Below are 17,587 nucleotides of genomic sequence, written 5' to 3'. Positions count from 1 at the left end.
GCTCGTACGGTTTCGCTCAGAAGATCGGTGATTGTGTGTAGACGTGCGTCTCGGGGAAGCACCGGGGGTCCTCCCAGACGAGGGTCAGACCGGTGGCCCAGTGCTCGTCGGCCAGGTACGCCTCTTGCCGCAGGGTGTGCACCCGGCGCGGGAGCTCGGCCAGCGGCACGGACGCGAGCTGTTCCTGCAGGGTGTCGAGGAAGCGGGCGCCCGTGCAGGCGTGCTCGGCCGCGGTGGCCCCGTCGTGGCGGTCGGAGCAACCGGCCCGTGACCAGACGACGACGGGAACCGCCGCGTTCAGACCCGCCCGCAACAGATCGCGCGACCGCGCAGAGGAGAGCGGCGACCCGTATCCCACGGCGGTCGTCTCCAACAGACGGAGCCTGACGGTGAGCTTGGCGGGATCCTGGAAGCTGTCGCACTCCACCCGGTGCCAAGCGGCGCCCTCCGTCCGGCGGTCGAGGGTCTCCCAGGCCTTCTGGAGCCTGAACTGGAGCCTGGACTCCCGCCGACGCCTCAGGTCCATCACCACGACCGGCGAGGAGCACCCCAGCGGAGCCGCATCGTCCGCGCTGGTGTGCCACTCGTCGACGGGTTCGCCGAGCCAGTCTCCCGGGACCGCGAACGCGATGAGCTCGTCACCGTTCTCACGGTCGATGTGCGCGAAGGCGTGGCCGAGGTGCTCCCTCACGTACTCCTGCACGCGTCCCCGGGCGAGGGTGCTGCTGGCCACGAGCCGCGCCCGCCCGTCCCGGACCGCGTGGACCGAGACGAGGTACGTGTCGCGGTCGGAGCCGCTGTATTCGATCTCGACGAGGATCGGGGACCATGTCACCGGATCCGGTGCCCACGATCCTCGGGGGGCGGTCCCCGCCCCGTGCTCCTCGGCCCAGGCCAGCAGCCCGCGCCGGACGGCCGGGTCCGGGGAACGGCCGGCGAGGTGCGCCGCGAAATCCGCCCACGGGGCGGTCCCCGGTGCCGGCTTGACCTCCGTCAGAAGGAACCAGGCCACGTCCCAGAGGGAGAGGAAGCCACCGGCGGGCGGAGGCGGAGGCAGCGGCGACAGCTTCTCCATGACGCTCAGGTACGCCGTCTCGGGGGCGTGATCGTCCGCGCACCGCTGGATGAGATCGCGCAGGGCGGCCACGGAGCCGGGCTTGTGGTCGGGCACGGGCACCAGATCGGCCGCGTCGGGCCAGCGGCGGACGAGCGCTCTGACGGGGAGCATGCGCCCGCCGCCGCCCTCCGGGTGGCGGGCGGTCACCATGCCCACCACCTCGCCGGTGTCCTCCCGGACGACCGCGGCTCCGCTGAACCCCTCCTCCAGGGGTGCGCCGTGGCCCGTCCAGGCCTCCAGCTGAAGCCACTCCCCTGCGATCAGCTGGTCGCTGGTGCTCCGGAACTCACCGAGGATGCCCTCGTCGTACCCACGGGGGAAGCCGTACGCGGTCAGCCGGACCGCCTGATGGGCGAGCGGTGCGTGCACGGTGGCGAACCGGGCCGGGGTCACGCTCACCGGCCGTTCGAGTTCGAGCACCGCGACGTCGCCCCGGTCCTCGCCGTCCCGGCGCCACTCGCCGGTGGCGATCACGGTCGCGCGGCAGGGCGACAGGTCCGGGTGCTGGGCGAACGTCACGTCGACGTGCTCCGCGCCGTCCACGACGTGCGCACAGGTGAGTACATGACGTTCGGTCACCAGGAAGCCGGAACCCACATCGGCGGTGGTGGTGACCCGCACCTGCCAGGACTTGGAGCTCATCAACCAGCCGGGGTCGTCCCGGCGGACGGCGTCCAGCTCAGCTTCACGACAAGGTGCCCTTCCATGGACGTCTTGGCGATCACCGCGCCCGCCTCGGCGGTGAGCCTCACGCCGAACTCGATCTCGACGGTGTCGGGCTTGAGCTCGCCGTCACGGAAGACGCGCAGTGCCGACTCGGCCGCGGTGTGGATGCTCTCCAGGGCGCCGTTGAAGGTCTGCCCCGCCTGCCTCAGCACGCCGTCCCCGCGGGAGACCGGCCGGGCACCACGGCTCTGCTCCGCGACGGCGACCACGACCGAGGCACCGCTGTCCGTCTTGAACTCGACCAGTTCGTCCATGGTTCCCCCAGCGCCGTGCTGTGATTTTGCAACATCATCCTATGACCCTCGAGTGCCCCCACCAGCCCGAGGACCGGAGGACCACATGAACTCCCCTCTCGACCCGCTGCCCGTCTCGCGCCGCAGCGGAGACGAGCCGATCCGGGCCGACGACGAACGCGTGGCCGCGCTGGCCGACTTCTGGAGCTGGGCGTGCTCGGACCTGGCGGGCAACACCATGCGCGGCGTGCTGGCCGAGTACCTGGTGGCCATGGCACTCGGTGTGGCCGACGGCGTCCGCACCGAGTGGGACGCCGTCGACGTCCGGACACCCGAGGAGTGGCGCGTCGAGGTCAAGTCGACCGCGTACCTCCAGTCGTGGGCCCAGTCCCGGCCGTCCGTCCCCACGTTCGGCATCGCGCCCACCGCCTCCTGGGACGCCCGCACAGGCACCTCCGCACCGGAGGCGCTGCGCTCCTCGGACGTCTATGTCTTTTGCCTGCTGCACCACGAGGACAAGCGGACGCTCGACCCCCTGGACCTGGACCAGTGGATCTTCTACGTCCTGCCCACGAAGGTGCTGAACACCCGCTGCCCGACCCAGAAGACCATCGGCCTCTCCAGCCTCCTCCGCCTCGCACCCGTGCGGACCGACTTCGCGGGGCTGCGGGCTGCGGTCGGGAGCTGTGCCGAGGCCCCTCGGGACCCGGCCCACGGCGCACCCGCCCCGACCGCTTCGTCCCGCCCCCAGGAACCGCCTCCGACCCCTGCCCTAGGATTGCGGTGACCATCTCAGCGGCCCGCCGGGCTTCCGCTCCGCTTCCGCGGAACTGAAGGACATGCCCCCACCCGCACGAGCTACTTCGTGCTGCCTGGGGGCGTTCCCTTGCTGTTCCGTGAGTCCGCGGCGTCGTTGGCCACCCGCACCCACCTCGAAGGACGACTGGCAGAGCTGCTGAGCGAGAACTTCCTGCACAAGCACCGCCACCGGCCGCACCCCGCGGAGGTCCGCTCCTGGGAACGCAGCATCCCGGCACTCACCAACACACTGGTCGAGGCCGGACTCGGCGATGTGGAGATGCTGTTGGAGTACGGGCTCCCCCTGACGAGCAAGCGGGCGGACGTGATACTCGCCGGTGTCCATCCGACCACCGGCGGACCGTCCTACGTCGTGGTCGAGTTGAAGCAGTGGAGCAACGCCGAGCCGGAGGACGACGACCCTGTGCGGTGCCGCGTCGACGCGTACGCGGAACCCGTCCTCAACCCGATCGAGCAGGTACGCGGCTACTGCGACTACCTGGTGTCGTTCAACGGGGCCCTGGAGCGGGCGCCGGAGTCGATCGCCGGCGTGGCGTACCTGCACAACGCGACCGAGTTCGGCGTGGCCGGACTGCGCGCCGTCACGGAGGACCGCCGGGGCAGGATGTTCACCGGTGAGCAGCGCGGCGCGTTCATGGACTACCTGCGCTCGGTGCTGGCACCGAAGCCCGGCAGCGACGCGGCCGACATCCTGCTCCAGGGCAAGGTCAGGCCGTCCAAGCAGCTCATGGCCGTGGCGGCGGAAGAGGTCCGCAACCGGGAGCAGTTCGTGCTCCTGGGTGAGCAGCGGCTCGCCTACGAGACGGTGATGTCGGCTGTGAGGAAGGCACGGCGGTCCCACCACAAGCAGGTGGTCGTGGTGGCCGGCGGCCCGGGCTCTGGCAAGAGCGTGATCGCTCTGTCCCTGCTCGGCGACCTGTACCGGCGTGGGGTGCCCGCCCTCCACGCCACGGGCTCGCAGTCGTTCACCAAGACGATGCGCAAGGTCGCGGGAGCCCGCAAGCCCGAGGTCCAGAAGCTGTTCCGCTACTTCAACAGCTTCATGGAGGCCGAGCCCAACGATCTGGACGTCCTCGTCTGCGACGAGGCTCACCGGCTCCGGAAGACCTCCGCGAACCGGTACACCAGGGCCGCCCTGCGCACCGGCCGCCCCCAGGTGGCGGAGCTGATCGACGCGGCCCGGGTGCCTGTGTTTCTCCTGGACCAGCACCAGGTGGTCCGCCCGGGCGAGATGGGAACGGTGGAGGAGATCCGCGAGGCGGCGGCCGAGCAGGGGCTGGAGTGCACGGTGGTGGAGCTGGACAGCCAGTTCCGGTGCGGTGGCAGCGACGGCTACCTGCGCTGGGTGACCGGGCTTCTGGGACTGGAGGGTGACGGGCCCCTGGAGTGGGAGCCCGACGGCAAGGTGCGGTTGCTCACGGCCGAGAGCCCTCAGGAACTGGAGGCGTTCCTGGCCGCGCGGCGCGCCGAGGACTACGAGGCCCGGCTGTCCGCGGGCTACTGCTGGAAGTGGACGACGAAGATCACACCAAGCATGACAGAGCTGCCGGCCGACGTGGTCGTCGGCGACTGGGCGAAGCCTTGGAACCTGGCAGGCGACCGCTCCCTGCTCGGCGCCCCGCCGGCACCGCTGTGGGCGACCGACCCCGCGGGGTTCGGCCAGGTCGGCTGCGTCTACACGGCACAGGGCTTCGAGTACGACTGGTCCGGCGTGATCATGGGCCCGGACCTCGTCTGGCGGACCGACCGCTGGGTCGTGGACCGAACGGCGTCCAAGGACCCGTCCTTCACCAGGGCCACCCCGGACGAGGACGTCGACCGCCTGGTCCGCAACACCTACAAGGTGCTGCTGACCCGGGGCATGATCGGCACGATCATCTACTCGACAGACCCCGAGACCCGCGAGAAGCTCCGCTCGCTGATCCCCTCACCCTGAGCCCCTGAACGAACAGCGCGTGGGGTCACCCGGCCCCACGCGCGATCCCCGACTCAGGCGTCCTTCTTCACCGGCTCCAGGATCGCCACGCACTCCACGTGGTGCGTCATCGGGAAGAGGTCGAACGCGCGCAGGGTCCGGACCTTGTAGCCGCGTTCCGCGAAGTAGGAGATGTCCCGGGCTAGGGCTGCCGGGTCGCAGGCCACGTAGGCGATGCGGCGGGCGCCCAGGGCGGCCAGGTGGTGGACCGTCTGCTTGCCGGCGCCCGCGCGGGGCGGGTCCAGGACGATGAGGTCGACCTCGGTGATGCCGGTGCGCGGGAGGACCGACTCGACCTTGCCCTGTTCGATGCGGACGCGCGGGAAGCCGGCCAGGTTGTGGCGGGCGTCCTCGACCGCGCGCTTGCCGGACTCGATGCCGAGGACCGCGCCCTGGTCGCCGACGCGGTCGGCGAGGGCGCCCGCGAAGAGGCCGACGCCGCAGTAGAGGTCGAGGGCCGTCTCGCCCTTGCGGGGGGTGAGGCCCTGCATGACGGCGAGCATCAGGGTCTGCGCGGCCTTCGGGTGGACCTGCCAGAAGCCGCCGCTGCCGACGCGGTGGGTGCGGTCGTCGGCGCGCTCGCGGACGAAGGCGCGGCCGTGGACGCGGTGGACGCCGCCGTCCTTCTCGTCGACGCGCATCACGGAGACCGGCTTGTCCAGCTCCACCAGGGGGAGACGGGCGCCCGGGCGGGGGGTGAGGATGACCTGGCGGTCGTTCGAGCCGGAGGCCGCGATGGCCTCGACGGCGGCCATGCCCTCCCAGCTGCGCTTCTCGATGCCGAGCTCCGAGACGCCCTCGGCGGCGATCATGCAGTGGTCGATGACCTCGACCTCGTGGGAGCGGTGCTTGCGCAGGCCCGCGTGGCCCTCGGCGTCGACGGCGTACTGGACGCGGGTGCGCCACTGCGGGACCTCGCCCGCGGGGAGCTTGTCGCCCTCGGCGGGCATGACGGTGCCGTCCCAGCCGGCCTCCTCCGGGGTGAGCCCGGCCAGGCGCTGGAGCTGTTCCGCGATGACCTCACCCTTCAGCCGGCGCTGGGCGCCGGGCTTGGCGTGCTGCCAGTCGCAGCCGCCGCACTTGCCGGGCCCGGCGAAGGGGCAGGGGGCCTCGACGCGGTCCTTGGAGGCGTCCAGGATCTCGATCGCGTCGGCGCGCAGGAAGCGGGAGGTCTCCTCGCCCTCGGTGACCCGCACCCGGACGCGCTCGCCGGGCAGGGCGTGGCGGACGAAGAGGACCCGGCCGGCTTCCGTACGGGCGATGCAGTGACCGCCGTGGGCGACCGGACCGACCTCTACCTCGTACTCCGCCCCGACCAGCGACGTAACAGGGATGTTCTGCATGACCGGGGACTCCAGGGAGAAGGGGGAGAAGAAAGGGGGCTGCCGGGCGGACCTCGGTCCGACGGCAGCCCACCAGTCTAGTTGCTGTTTCTCAGTTGTTCTTTGCGGTGGGTTCCTTCTGGCGCTTCTCCACCGGTCCGCGGCGGACGGAGCCCGGCGCGTTCCACTCCTGGCGCCTCCTGGCCCGCTTCTTCGCGGCCTCGGAGGACTGGAGCTGGTACGGGACGGACGTGACCATCACGCCGGGGGTGAAGAGCAGCCGGCCCTTGAGGCGGAGCGCGGACTGGTTGTGGAGCAGGTGCTCGTACCAGTGGCCGACGACGTACTCGGGGATGTAGACGGAGACGGCGTCGCGCGGGCTCTGCTGCCGCAGGGTCTTGACGTAGTCGATGACCGGGCGGGTGATCTCGCGGTACGGCGAGTCGAGGATCTTCAGCGGGACGTTGATGCCGCGCCGCTCCCACTCCTCCTTGAGCGCCTTCGTCTCGACCGGGTCGACGTTGACGGTGAGCGCTTCGAGGTCGCCGGGGTGCATGAGCTTGGCGTACGCGAGGGCGCGCAGGGTGGGCTTGTGGAGCTTGGAGACGAGGACGACCGAGCGGACCCGGGAGGGCCGGACGTACTCGTCGGGGCGCTCCTCGGCGGCGGCGATCTCGGCCGCCACGGAGTCGTAGTGGCGGCGGATCGCGGTCATCGTCACGTAGAAGATCACCATGCCGAGCAGGGCCACCCAGGCGCCGTGGGTGAACTTGGTGGCGAGGACGACGACGAGCACGAGGCCGGTGAAGAAGGCGCCGAAGGCGTTGATCGCGCGGGAGCGGATCATGTGGCGGCGCTGGGCCGGGTCGCGCTCCGTCCTCAGGTGCCGGTTCCAGTGCCGGACCATGCCGATCTGGCTGAGCGTGAAGGAGACGAAGACGCCGACGATGTAGAGCTGGATCAGCCGGGTGGAGTCGGCTCCGTAGATCCAGACGAGCAGGGCGGCGGCGCCGGCGAGGAGCACGATGCCGTTGGAGAAGGCGAGGCGGTCGCCGCGGGTGTGCAGCTGGCGCGGCAGGTAGCGGTCCTGGGCGAGGATCGAGCCGAGGAGCGGGAAGCCGTTGTACGCGGTGTTGGCGGCCAGGAAGAGGACGAGGGCGGTGGCGGCGGCGAGGACGACGAAGAAGAACGTGCCGTCGCCGAAGACGGCGGCCGCGACCTGGGAGATGACCGGGTCCTGGACGTAGCCCGCGCCGAGCGGCTGCCCGTTGTGCAGCAGGTCCTCGGCGGGGTTCTCGGCCATCCGGACGTCGGTGGCCATGGCCAGGAAGATGATGCCGCAGAACATGGTGACGGCCAGGCCGCCCATGAGGGCGAGCGTGGTGGCGGCGTTCTTCGACTTCGGCTTGCGGAAGGCCGGGACGCCGTTGGAGATGGCCTCGACGCCGGTGAGGGCGGCACAGCCGGAGGAGAAGGCGCGCAGCAGCAGGAAGACCAGCGCGAAGCCGGCGAGTCCCTGGTGCTCGGCCTTGATCTCGAAGGCGGCGGTGGGGGCCTTCATGGTGTCGCCGAGGACGAGGCCGCGCCAGGCCCCCCAGGCGATCATGATGAAGACGCCCGCGACGAAGACGTACGTCGGGACGGCGAAGAGGCTGCCCGACTCCTTCACGCCCCGGAGGTTCATGAGGGTGAGGAGGACGATGACCGCGATCGCCGAGGGCACCTTGTGCTCGACGATGAACGGGACGGCCGAGCCGAGGTTCTCGATGCCCGAGGCGATCGACACGGCGACGGTCAGGACGTAGTCGACGAGCAGGGCGCTCGCGACGGTGAGCCCGGCCTTCGGTCCGAGGTTGGTGGTGGCGACCTCGTAGTCGCCACCGCCGCTCGGGTACGCGTGCACGTTCTGCCGGTACGACGCGACCACCGTGAACATCAGGACGACGACCGCGAGTGCGATCCACGGGCTGAAGTGGTAGGCCGACAGGCCGGCGACGGAGAGGACGAGCAGCACCTCACCGGGGGCGTACGCCACCGAGGACAGCGGGTCGGAGGCGAAGACGGGGAGGGCGATCCGCTTCGGGAGAAGGGTCTCTCCCAGCTTGTCGCTGCGCAGGGCCCGCCCGATCAGGATCCGTTTGGGCACGTCGGTCAGTTTGGACACGGAGAGGATCGTAAGCGTTCGAAAAGAGCCACGCGCACCGGCACCCCCGATCCGCACCGAATCTCCCTCCGTACCACCTCGGATGCGGTCCCCGCCAGCGTTGCCGCTTAAGCTCGGACCGGGCGACCCGTCAGGGCGTTGTCCGCCACGGCCCGGGCCGATCGGGCGAGGAAAGTTGTGAGCAGGGTGTATTCGCAGGTCAGCAGGGCGATCAGGAGTGCGGGGTAAGGGGACGTGCACATCGTCATCATGGGCTGCGGGCGAGTGGGAGCCGCTCTCGCGCAGACCCTCGAACAGCAGGGGCACACCGTCGCGGTCGTGGACCAGGACCCGACGGCTTTCCGCCGTCTGGGGTCGGGCTTCGGCGGTCGGCGGGTCACGGGCGTGGGCTTCGACCAGGACACGCTGCGCGAGGCCGGGATCGAGGAAGCCGGTGCCTTCGCCGCGGTGAGCAGCGGTGACAACTCCAACATCATCGCGGCGCGGGTCGCGCGCGAGATGTTCGGCATCGAGAACGTGGCGGCGCGGATCTACGATCCGCGTCGCGCCGAGGTCTACCAGCGCCTCGGGATCCCGACGGTCGCGACGGTCCGCTGGACCGCCGACCAGATGCTCCGCCGGCTGCTGCCCTCGGGCGCGGAGCCGCTGTGGCGCGACCCGAGCGGTGGCGTGCAGCTCGCCGAGGTGCACACCTCCCCGGCGTGGATCGGCCACAAGGTGAGCCTGCTCCAGGAGGAGACCGGCGTCCGCGTCGCCTTCCTCACCCGGCTGGGCGAAGCGATTCTGCCGACCTCGCAGACGGTGCTCCAGGAAGGTGACCTGGTGCACGTGATGATGCGTACGGACGAGATCGCGAAGGTCGAGGCGGCCTTCGCCGAGGGTCCCGAGGAGGGCGGTCACTGATGCGTGTCGCTATTGCGGGCGCGGGGGCGGTGGGCCGTTCCATCGCGGGCGAGCTCCTGGAGAACGGGCACGAGGTCCTGCTGGTCGACAAGGCGCCGACCGCCATCTCGGTGGAGCGGGTGCCGCAGGCGGAGTGGCTGCTCGCCGACGCCTGCGAGATCACCTCGCTGGACGAGGCGGCGCTGCAGCGCTGCAACGTGGTGATCGCGGCGACCGGCGACGACAAGGTGAACCTGGTCGTCTCGCTGCTCGCCAAGACCGAGTACGGCGTGCCGCGCGTGGTCGCCCGGGTGAACAACCCGAAGAACGAGTGGCTGTTCAACGAGGCCTGGGGCGTGGACGTGGCCGTCTCGACGCCGCGACTGATGTCGGCCCTGGTGGAGGAGGCGGTGAGCGTCGGCGACCTGGTCCGGCTGCTCCGCTTCAGCCACGGCGACGCGAACCTGGTCGAGCTGACGCTCCCGCCGGAGTCGGCGGTCGCCGGAACCGCCGTCGGGGACGTGGCCTGGCCGCAGGACACCTCGCTGGTGACGATCATCCGCGGTTCGCGGGTGCTGACGCCAAGCCCCGAGGAGACCCTGGAGGCCGGCGACGAGCTGCTGTTCGTGGCCGCGCAGGCCCGCGAGGAGCAGCTGGAGGACCTCCTCCAGGTCCGCCGCGAGACCGACTCGGAAGCCTGACGCCCCGGCCTGGCGCCCGGAGTGCGTACGGAAGGGCCCGGACCTGTCGAGCAGGTCCGGGCCCTTCCGCGCACCGCGTCTCAGACCTCCGGGTGGCGCTGCGCGGCGGCGGCCGCCTTGCGCTCCTTCTCGGCGCGCTCCTCGGCCTCCATCTCGGCGAAGACGTCGATCGGCGCCGGGGCCTTCGCGAGGAACATCCAGGTGAGGTAGACCGCCAGCAGGAACGGCGGGATCTTGAGGGCGATGAGCACCCAGCCGAACTTGGTGGTGTCGGCCCACCAGTACATCGGGAAGAGGATCGCGCACTTGCCGAGCAGGATCAGGCCCCAGGCCCAGCTGGCCTTGGTGTAGGCCTTCTTGCGGCCCGGGTTGCGGGTGCGCCAGGAGAGGTTCTCCTTGAAGACCGGGCCGAGGATCAGGCCGATCAGGGGCACTCCGGCGAGCGCGGTGACGATGTACGCCAGGGCGAGGCCCAGGGTGTAGAGCATGCCCGGCAGGTAGAAGTCCTTGGCGTTGCCCGTCATCATCGCGAAGACCACGCCGAAGGCGACGCCGAAGACGCCGCTGAAGGCGTGCTTGACGGTGTCCCGGCGGATCAGCCGGACGGCCACCAGGACCAGCGAGACCGCGAGCGCGGCGATGGCCGAGACGTGCAGGTCCTTGTTGATCGTGAAGATCGTGACGAACAGCAGGCCGGGCAGGACCGTCTCGATCATGCCCCGCAGACCGCCGAAGGCCTCGAAGAGCGCGGCCTCGGTCACGGCCTTGTCCGCCTGGGCGTCCTGGTCCGGGGTCGACCGGTCCGCGGTCGGCTTGTCGAGGGACGTCACCGGCTACTCCTGTCCGAGCGGTCGGAGCTCGTATTTGGGGTTGAAGAGGACCCGCCGGCCGTGGCTCATGGAGATCCGGCCGGAGGCGATCAGCTTGCGGCCCGGTTCGATGCCCACGATGGAGCGCCGGCCGAGCCACACGACGTCGAGCGGTGCCGTGCCGTCGAAGAGTTCGGCCTCCAGCGCGGGCACACCGGCCCGGGGACGCAGCGTGACCGTGCGCAAGGTACCAGTCACCTTGACTATCTGTCGGTCGGAGCAGTCGGAGATACGCGTGCACCCCGAGGCCTCGGCGTCCTCCTGGAGCTCCTCCGACTCCAGGTCCTCCGGGGAGGAGGAGAGCCGGTCGAGCATCCGGCGAAACCTTCCGGCCGGCTTCTCTGTACGTGGTGCAGCACTCATACAGAAAGCGTACCGGCCGCCGCTGTCACCGGGAGCGGCCCCGGACCACCCGTCCGCACGCCCTCCGCTTCAGCGTTCGAAGCGGTACCCCATGCCCGGTTCGGTGACGAAGTGGCGCGGGTGCGAGGGGTCGGTCTCCAGCTTGCGGCGGAGCTGCGCCATGTAGACCCGGAGGTAGTTGGTCTCCGTGCCGTACGAGGGTCCCCAGACCTCCTGGAGCAGCTGCTTCTGGCTGACGAGCCGGCCGCCGTTGCGGACGAGGACCTCCAGGAGGTGCCACTCGGTGGGGGTGAGCCGGACGTCGCGCCCGTCGCGGTGCACCTTCTTCGCGGCCAGGTCGACCGTGAAGCCCTCGGTCTCGACCACGGCGGCCCCGTCCTCGGCGCCGCCGACCGGCTCGGCACGGCGCACGGCCGCGCGCAGCCGGGCGAGCAGCTCGTCCATGCCGAAGGGCTTGGTGACGTAGTCGTCGGCGCCCGCGTCGAGCGCCTCGACCTTCTCGTCGGAGGTCTGCCGGGCGGACAGGACCAGGATCGGCACCCTCGTCCGGCCGCGCAGGTCCTTGATCACGTCGACGCCGTCCATGTCGGGCAGTCCGAGGTCGAGGACGACGACGTCGGGATGGCGTTCGGCGGCGAGCCGGAGGGCGGTGGCGCCGTCGGGCGCGGCGTCGACCTCGTACTTCCGTGCCTTCAGGTTGATCACCAGGGCACGGACGATCTGCGGCTCGTCGTCGACCACGAGGACCCGGGTCATGGAGGGGGCCTGCCTTCTCGGTTGGGGGGGCGGGTACGGGGAGGGGGGTACGGGGAGGGGGGTACGGGGATGGGGGTACGGGTGCGGGGCTCGGCCCGGCGGTCGGGCCGGGCGCGACGGTCGGGCCGGGGCGGGGCCTGTGGTCGGATCGGGCCGGGCCGGGGCCCGGCGGTCGGGTCGCGGTGTCAGGTCACGGTCTGCGCCGCGAGGTCCGCGGTCGGCGCCTTGGGCCCGCCCGTGGGCCTCGCGGCGCGCAGGGTGAGCACCATGGTGAGGCCGCCGCCGGGGGTGTCCTCGGCGCCGAGCGTCCCGCCCATGGCCTCGGCGAAGCCGCGGGCGACCGCGAGGCCGAGGCCGACGCCGGAGCCGCGCGGGGCGTCGCCGAGGCGCTGGAAGGGCTCGAAGATGCCGTCCTTGGCCTTGTCGGGGACGCCGGGGCCGCGGTCCACGACCCGCAGCTCGACCCGGTCCCCCAGGACGCTGGCGGCGACGGCGACGGGCACGCCCTCGGGGCTGTACTTCACGGCGTTCTCCACGATGTTGGCGACGGCCCGCTCCAGGAGGCCCTTGTCGACCTCGACCATGGGCAGCGTCTCGGGGACGTCGAGCTCGACGCTGCCGTCCGGCACTCCCCCGAGGGCCATGGGGACGACCTCGTCGAGGTCGACGGCGCGGATCAGGGGGGTGACGGTGCCGGTCCGGAGGCGGGACATGTCGAGGAGGTTGCCCACGAGGTGGTCGAGGCGGTCGGCGCCGGCCTCGATGCCCTCCAGGAGCTCGGCCCGGTCCTGCTCGGACCATTCGACGTCGTCGGAACGGAGGGAGGAGACGGAGGCCTTGATGCTCGCGAGCGGGGTCCGCAGGTCGTGGCTGACGGCGGCGAGCAGGGAGGTGCGGATCTTGTTGCCCTCGGCCAGTTTCCGGGCCTCCTCCGCCTCGCCGACGAGCCGCTGCCGGTCGAGGACGACCGCGGCCTGGGCGGCGAAGGCGCCGAGCACCCGCCGGTCCTCGGCGGGCAGCACCCGGCCGGTCAGGGCGAGCGCCAGGTGGTCGCCGACGGGCATGTCGACGTCCGCGTCCTCCGGTCGGGCCACGGGCTGGGGTCCGACGCTCGCCGCCCGTGTCCACGGCTCGGTCCCGTCCGCGCGCTCCAGGAGGGCCACCGACTCCATGGAGAAGGTCTCGCGGACCCGTTCCAGGAGGGCCTCCAGGCTCGTCTCGCCGCGCAGCACGCTGCCGGCCAGGTAGGAGAGCACCTCGGACTCGGCGCGCAGCCGGGCCGCCTGGTGGGTGCGCCGGGCGGCGAGGTCCACCACGGAGGCGACCGACATCGCGACGCCGAAGAAGACGGCGATGGCGACGATGTTCAGGGGGTCGGAGACGGTCAGGCGGTGGACCGGCGGGGTGAAGAACCAGTTGAGGAGGAGGGAGCCGGCGGCGGCCGAGGCGAGCGCCGGGAGGAACCCGCCGAGCAGCGCGGCGGCCACGGTCAGGGCGAGGAAGAGCAGCATGTCGTTGGCGAGGCCGAGGTCGGCGTCGACGTGCGTGAGGAGCAGGGCCAGGGCGATCGGGCCCGCGACGCCGACGAGCCAGCCGCCGAGGATCCGGGAGCGGCCGAGGCGGGCTCCGCGCGCGACGGGCAGGCCCCGGCCCTTGGCGACCTCGCCGTGGGTGACGATGTGGACGTCGAGGTCGGGACCGGAGTCGCGGGCCACGGTCTGGCCGACGCCGGGGCCGAGCACGTACTGCCAGGTCCGGCGGCGGCTGGAGCCGAGGACGATCTGGGTGGCGTTGACCCCGCGGGCGAATTCCAGGAGCGCCGGGGGGATGTCGTCGCCGATGACGTGGTGGAACGTTCCGCCGAGGTCCTCGACGAGGGTGCGCTGGACGGCCAGCTCCTTCGGGGAGGCGGCGGTGAGCCCGTCGCTGCGGGCGATGTAGACGGCGAGGACCTCGCCGCCGGCGCCCTTCTCCGCGAGCCGGGTGGCGCGTCGTATGAGGGTGCGGCCCTCGGGGCCGCCGGTCAGGCCGACGACGATGCGCTCGCGGGCCTGCCAGGTGGAGCGGATGTTGTGCTCGCCGCGGTACCGGCGGAGGTGCTCGTCGACCCGGTCGGCGGTCCAGAGCAGGGCCAGCTCGCGCAGGGCCGTGAGGTTACCGGGGCGGAAGTAGTTGGAGAGGGCCGCGTCGACCTTGTCCGAGGTGTAGACGTTGCCGTGGGCCATCCGTCGTCGCAGCGCCTCCGGGGACATGTCGACCAGCTCGATCTGGTCGGCCCGGCGCACCACCTCGTCGGGGACGGTCTCCGGCTGGCGCACCCCGGTGATCGCCTCGACGACGTCCCCGAGGGACTCCAGGTGCTGGATGTTGACGGTCGACACGACGTCGATGCCGGCCGCGAGGAGTTCGGCGACGTCCTGCCACCGCTTGGGGTTCCGGGAGCCCGGCACGTTCGTGTGGGCGAGCTCGTCGACGAGGGCGACGGCGGGGCGGCGGGCGAGGACGGCGTCGACGTCCATCTCCGTGCGGACCGACCCCCGGTGCTCCAGGGCGCGGCGCGGGACCTCCTCCAGGCCGTGCAGCAAGGCCTCCGTGCGCGGTCGCCCGTGGTGCTCCACGAACGCCACCACGCAGTCCGTGCCGCGCTCCACCCGGCGGTGGGCCTCGGCGAGCATCGCGCAGGTCTTGCCGACGCCCGGCGCAGCGCCGAGGTAGATCCGAAGCTTGCCGCGTCCCATGGCTCGACCCTACGTCCAGCCAATCGGACATTCCGCACGCGGGGAGGGGCCCGGGGCGGTATTGACGTGATCCTGATGTGCCCCGCGACCCGCCCCGCCGTCGGCGTCCCCCTCGCGTCAGTGCTCGATGATCTCGCCGTCGCTCAGCTCCAGGACCCGGTCCGCGAGGCCCAGGAGCTGGGGGTCGTGGGTGGCGACGAGGGCCGTGCAGCCCTCGCTGCGCACCACGGCGCGCAGCAGTTGCATGACGGCGAGGCCGGTCTCGGCGTCCAGCTGGCCCGTGGGCTCGTCGGCTATCAGCAGCGCCGGCTTGTTGGCGAGGGCGCGGGCGATGGCGACGCGCTGCTGCTGACCGCCCGAGAGCTCGCCCGGCCGCTGGTTCGCGTGGTCGGCGAGGCCCACGAGCCCGAGCATCAGGGCGACCCGCTCCTCGCGCTCCCCGGGGTCCGTCCTGCGCAGGCGCAGGGGCACGCCCACGTTCTCGGCGGCGGAGAGGATCGGGAGCAGCCCGAAGGACTGGAAGACGAAGCCGATCCGGTCGCGGCGCAGTTCCAGGAGCCCGCTCTCGCCGAGCGTGGAGAGGTCGGTGCCGTCGATGACGATCCGGCCGCCGTCGGCGGTGTCGAGGCCGCCCACGAGGTTGAGCAGGGTCGTCTTGCCGGAGCCGGAGCGGCCCTTGAGCGCGACGAGCTCGCCGCGCGGGATGTCGAAGGAGACGCCGCGCAGGGCGTGGACGGCGGCCTCGCCCGTGCCGTACGAGCGGCGCAGGCCCTCGACGCGGACCATCGGCGGTCCGGCCGGGTCCTCGACGACGGCCGTGGCGGACCTGGTGCTGCTCTCGCTCATCCTGCGCTCCCCCTCCTCGATCACTTGCGCGGTCAGTATGGTCCGCGCCCGGGCCCAAGGGCCAGAGCCGGGGCCCGGGCCTGTGGAGAACGGCGGACGGGGGCCGGGCCCGCGCGGAACGGCCGGTGGGCCGCTCCCCGTACCTCTCGTACGGGGAGCGGCCCACCGGCCGTGTCTCGATCACGCCGGGCCGAGCGGCCCGACGGGTTCAGCGGATCTCGGAGATCTCCGGGCCGCGCTGGAGCTGGCCCATGCCGCCGGAGAAGCGGGAGTTCTCCTGCTCCTCCTGCTGCACGCCGTCCGGCACCATCTGCGCGTCGTTCGGCAGCTTGAGGACGATCGGGTCGCGCGGGGCCATCGGGCCGTCGCCGCGGACGACCACGGTGTCCCGGACGATCTGCTCCAGGAGGCCGGCGGCCTCGGGCTGGACCGCGCCCTGCCCGGAGATCACTCCGCGCAGGAACCAGCGGGGCCCGTCGACGCCCACGAAGCGGACCAGCTGCACGCCGCGGTTGCCGTCCGGCAGCTGCACCGGGACCTGGGCCCGCAGCTCCCAGCCGAGCGGGCCCTCGACCTCGTCGATGGCACCGCCCTGCTGGACGATGCCGGTGGCGATCTCGTCGCGGACCTCGCCCCAGATGCCCTCGTTCTTGGGTGCGGCGAAGGCCTGCAGCTGTACGGCGCTGTCGCGCAGGACGACGGTGGCCGCGACGATCGCGTCGCCCGCCACCTCGACCCGCAGCTCCATGCCCTCGACTCCGGGCACGAAGATCCCGCCGAGGTCCACACGGCCCTCGTCGGGCTTGGCGACCTCGGAGATGTCCCAGGGCCCGTCGGGCCGGGGCGCCGGCGGAAGGTTCACGCGGCGCGGCTCGGCCGCGTCCTCGCCCTCCACCGCGTCGACGACCTGCTCGGCCTCGCCCGCCGCGTCCTCGGCGGCACCGCTCTTCTTGCGACGTCCGAACACGTCACTGTCCTTCCCGGTCGGATACGACCGAAGCGTATCGATTCCCACCCGTCGTGCCGCCCACGGCGGCGTGACCGCCGGTGGACCCGAAGCCCCCCTCGGCCCGCGCCGAACCGGGAAGTTCCGCCACCTCGTGGAAGCGGACCTTCTCGACCTGCTGGACGACAAGTTGGGCAATCCGATCGAATCGTTCGAACCGCACGTCCTCGCGCGGATCGAGATTGACCACGATCACCTTGATCTCTCCACGGTACCCGGCATCCACCGTCCCCGGGGCATTCACGAGCGCCACTCCGCAGCGGGCGGCGAGACCGGAGCGCGGGTGCACGAAGGCCGCGTACCCGTCCGGCAGGGCGATGGAGACCCCGGTGGGCAGTACGGCGCGCTCCCCGGGGGCCAGGACGACGGCCTCGGTGGTCACGAGGTCGGCACCGGCGTCGCCGGGATGCCCGTAGGCCGGGATCGGCACGTCCGGGTCCACTCGCCGGATCAGTACGTCGACGGGGTTGCGCATCAGGGGTTCACCTCGAAGGCGCGGGCGCGCCGGACCTGGTCGGGGTCGGACATGGCGGCGTGGATCTCCTCCGGGCGGCCGTTGTCGATGAAGTGGTCGACCTTGACCTCGACGAAGAGGGCGTCGGCGCGGACGGCGACGGGGCCCTCGGGCCCGCCGATCCGTCCGACGGCGGTCGAGTAGATCTTTCGGCCGTGCACGGCGGTGACGGCGGCCTCCAGGTGGAGCACGGTGCCGACCGGGACGGGCCGGGCGAAGTCGGTCTCCAGGCGTCCGGTCACGGCGATGACCCGCAGCAGCCAGTTCAGGGAGCCGAGGGTCTCGTCGAGCGCGGTGGCGAGGACGCCGCCGTGCGCGAGGCCGGGGGCGCCCTGGTGGTCGGGGGTCACCGTGAACTCGGCGGTGACGGTCACGCCCTCGCCCGCGCGCGCTTCCAGGTGGAGGCCGTGGGGCTGCCCGCCACCGCACCCGAAGCAGTACGCGTAGTGCGCCCCGAGCGGCTCGCCGGGTGCCGGCGCGTCCGGGTGGCGTACCGGCGGTATGGCGTCGGCCGGCGGGGTGAGGGCGGCAGATGTTGCAGTCACAGCCGCAGACC

16 protein-coding genes are annotated in these 17,587 nt (G+C 71.9%); 4 read left to right on the top strand and 12 right to left on the bottom strand.

Features of this window, described 5'->3' with window-relative positions:
* Positions 1-16: 16 nt before the first annotated feature.
* Positions 17-1,759, bottom strand: a complete 1,743-nt coding sequence (locus ACZ66Z_RS22405; RefSeq protein WP_469936542.1) for a VMAP-C domain-containing protein — start codon at positions 1,757-1,759, stop codon at positions 17-19.
* Entirely contained in the window at positions 1,759-2,097 is a 339-nt protein-coding gene (locus ACZ66Z_RS22400; RefSeq protein ID WP_469936540.1) for a CU044_2847 family protein, read from the bottom strand. The genes ACZ66Z_RS22405 and ACZ66Z_RS22400 overlap by 1 nt, the downstream gene beginning before the upstream one ends.
* Positions 2,098-2,182: 85 nt before the next feature.
* Between ACZ66Z_RS22400 and ACZ66Z_RS22395 the strand changes: the two genes are divergently transcribed.
* Positions 2,183-2,863, top strand: coding sequence for a hypothetical protein (locus ACZ66Z_RS22395; RefSeq protein WP_469936538.1), 681 nt, complete (start codon positions 2,183-2,185; stop codon positions 2,861-2,863).
* Positions 2,864-2,962: 99 nt separating this feature from the next.
* Complete coding sequence (locus ACZ66Z_RS22390) at positions 2,963-4,831, top strand: DNA/RNA helicase domain-containing protein (protein WP_469936537.1); 1,869 nt, start codon at positions 2,963-2,965, stop codon at positions 4,829-4,831.
* Positions 4,832-4,884: 53 nt separating this feature from the next.
* On the opposite strand, the gene ACZ66Z_RS22385 is transcribed toward ACZ66Z_RS22390, so the two are convergent.
* Both ACZ66Z_RS22385 and ACZ66Z_RS22380 read right to left on the bottom strand, forming a co-directional pair.
* Positions 4,885-6,213 carry a class I SAM-dependent RNA methyltransferase gene (locus ACZ66Z_RS22385; protein WP_469936536.1) on the bottom strand — a complete coding sequence of 443 codons (1,329 nt, stop codon included), beginning with the start codon at positions 6,211-6,213 and terminating at the stop codon, positions 4,885-4,887.
* Positions 6,214-6,304: 91 nt separating this feature from the next.
* Entirely contained in the window at positions 6,305-8,356 is a 2,052-nt protein-coding gene (locus tag ACZ66Z_RS22380; protein ID WP_469936535.1) for an APC family permease, read from the bottom strand.
* A 234-nt stretch (positions 8,357-8,590) separates the two neighbouring features.
* Between ACZ66Z_RS22380 and ACZ66Z_RS22375 the strand changes: the two genes are divergently transcribed.
* Positions 8,591-9,259, top strand: a complete 669-nt coding sequence (locus ACZ66Z_RS22375) for a potassium channel family protein (protein ID WP_030687099.1) — start codon at positions 8,591-8,593, stop codon at positions 9,257-9,259.
* The gene (locus tag ACZ66Z_RS22370) at positions 9,259-9,939 is read left to right on the top strand and encodes a potassium channel family protein (RefSeq protein WP_469936533.1); all 681 of its coding nucleotides are present in this window, start codon (positions 9,259-9,261) and stop codon (positions 9,937-9,939) included. Before ACZ66Z_RS22375 ends, ACZ66Z_RS22370 begins: the two co-directional genes overlap by 1 nt.
* Before the next feature lie 80 nt (positions 9,940-10,019).
* Here the strand turns inward: ACZ66Z_RS22370 and ACZ66Z_RS22365 are convergent, their stop codons facing one another.
* The 8 genes from ACZ66Z_RS22365 to ACZ66Z_RS22330 all read right to left on the bottom strand — a co-directional run bounded on the left by ACZ66Z_RS22365 (position 10,020) and on the right by ACZ66Z_RS22330 (position 17,576).
* Positions 10,020-10,769, bottom strand: a complete 750-nt coding sequence (locus ACZ66Z_RS22365) for a DUF3159 domain-containing protein (RefSeq protein WP_469936531.1) — start codon at positions 10,767-10,769, stop codon at positions 10,020-10,022.
* 3 nt (positions 10,770-10,772) lie between these two features.
* Positions 10,773-11,171: an OB-fold nucleic acid binding domain-containing protein gene (locus tag ACZ66Z_RS22360; protein WP_015036728.1), complete on the bottom strand. Its 399-nt coding sequence runs from the start codon at positions 11,169-11,171 to the stop codon at positions 10,773-10,775.
* A 69-nt stretch (positions 11,172-11,240) separates the two neighbouring features.
* Positions 11,241-11,927 (bottom strand): response regulator, encoded by a 687-nt coding sequence (locus ACZ66Z_RS22355; protein ID WP_469936529.1) that lies wholly within the window; start codon positions 11,925-11,927, stop codon positions 11,241-11,243.
* 185 nt (positions 11,928-12,112) lie between these two features.
* Complete coding sequence (locus ACZ66Z_RS22350; RefSeq protein ID WP_469936527.1) at positions 12,113-14,665, bottom strand: DUF4118 domain-containing protein; 2,553 nt, start codon at positions 14,663-14,665, stop codon at positions 12,113-12,115.
* A 117-nt stretch (positions 14,666-14,782) separates the two neighbouring features.
* Positions 14,783-15,511 carry an ABC transporter ATP-binding protein gene (locus tag ACZ66Z_RS22345; RefSeq protein WP_469936525.1) on the bottom strand — a complete coding sequence of 243 codons (729 nt, stop codon included), beginning with the start codon at positions 15,509-15,511 and terminating at the stop codon, positions 14,783-14,785.
* A 208-nt stretch (positions 15,512-15,719) separates the two neighbouring features.
* Positions 15,720-16,478 carry a DUF3710 domain-containing protein gene (locus ACZ66Z_RS22340; RefSeq protein ID WP_093873630.1) on the bottom strand — a complete coding sequence of 253 codons (759 nt, stop codon included), beginning with the start codon at positions 16,476-16,478 and terminating at the stop codon, positions 15,720-15,722.
* A gap of 1 nt (position 16,479) precedes the next feature.
* A complete protein-coding gene (dut, locus tag ACZ66Z_RS22335) occupies positions 16,480-16,992 on the bottom strand; it encodes a dUTP diphosphatase (protein WP_469936523.1) in 513 nt (170 codons plus the stop codon).
* On the bottom strand, positions 16,992-17,576 hold the full coding sequence (locus tag ACZ66Z_RS22330) for a PaaI family thioesterase (protein WP_469936521.1): 585 nt from the start codon (positions 17,574-17,576) through the stop codon (positions 16,992-16,994). The genes dut and ACZ66Z_RS22330 overlap by 1 nt, the downstream gene beginning before the upstream one ends.
* Positions 17,577-17,587: the final 11 nt, after the last annotated feature.

The organism is Streptomyces sp. NPDC107498, from assembly GCF_055582805.1.
Note: the sequence above shows the minus strand (reverse complement) of the source record. Positions and strands in the feature narration are given on the sequence as shown.

Excerpts from the sequence above, each read along its gene's own strand:
- ACZ66Z_RS22405 (WP_469936542.1), bottom strand. The coding sequence starts at position 1,759 with ATGAGCTCCAAGTCCTGGCAGGTGCGGGTCACCACCACCGCCGATGTG.
- ACZ66Z_RS22400 (WP_469936540.1), bottom strand. The coding sequence starts at position 2,097 with ATGGACGAACTGGTCGAGTTCAAGACGGACAGCGGTGCCTCGGTCGTG.
- ACZ66Z_RS22360 (WP_015036728.1), bottom strand. The coding sequence starts at position 11,171 with ATGAGTGCTGCACCACGTACAGAGAAGCCGGCCGGAAGGTTTCGCCGG.
- dut (WP_469936523.1), bottom strand. The coding sequence starts at position 16,992 with ATGCGCAACCCCGTCGACGTACTGATCCGGCGAGTGGACCCGGACGTG.
- ACZ66Z_RS22395 (WP_469936538.1), top strand. The coding sequence starts at position 2,183 with ATGAACTCCCCTCTCGACCCGCTGCCCGTCTCGCGCCGCAGCGGAGAC.
- ACZ66Z_RS22350 (WP_469936527.1), bottom strand. The coding sequence starts at position 14,665 with ATGGGACGCGGCAAGCTTCGGATCTACCTCGGCGCTGCGCCGGGCGTC.
- ACZ66Z_RS22355 (WP_469936529.1), bottom strand. The coding sequence starts at position 11,927 with ATGACCCGGGTCCTCGTGGTCGACGACGAGCCGCAGATCGTCCGTGCC.
- ACZ66Z_RS22345 (WP_469936525.1), bottom strand. The coding sequence starts at position 15,511 with ATGAGCGAGAGCAGCACCAGGTCCGCCACGGCCGTCGTCGAGGACCCG.
- ACZ66Z_RS22385 (WP_469936536.1), bottom strand. The coding sequence starts at position 6,213 with ATGCAGAACATCCCTGTTACGTCGCTGGTCGGGGCGGAGTACGAGGTA.
- ACZ66Z_RS22370 (WP_469936533.1), top strand. The coding sequence starts at position 9,259 with ATGCGTGTCGCTATTGCGGGCGCGGGGGCGGTGGGCCGTTCCATCGCG.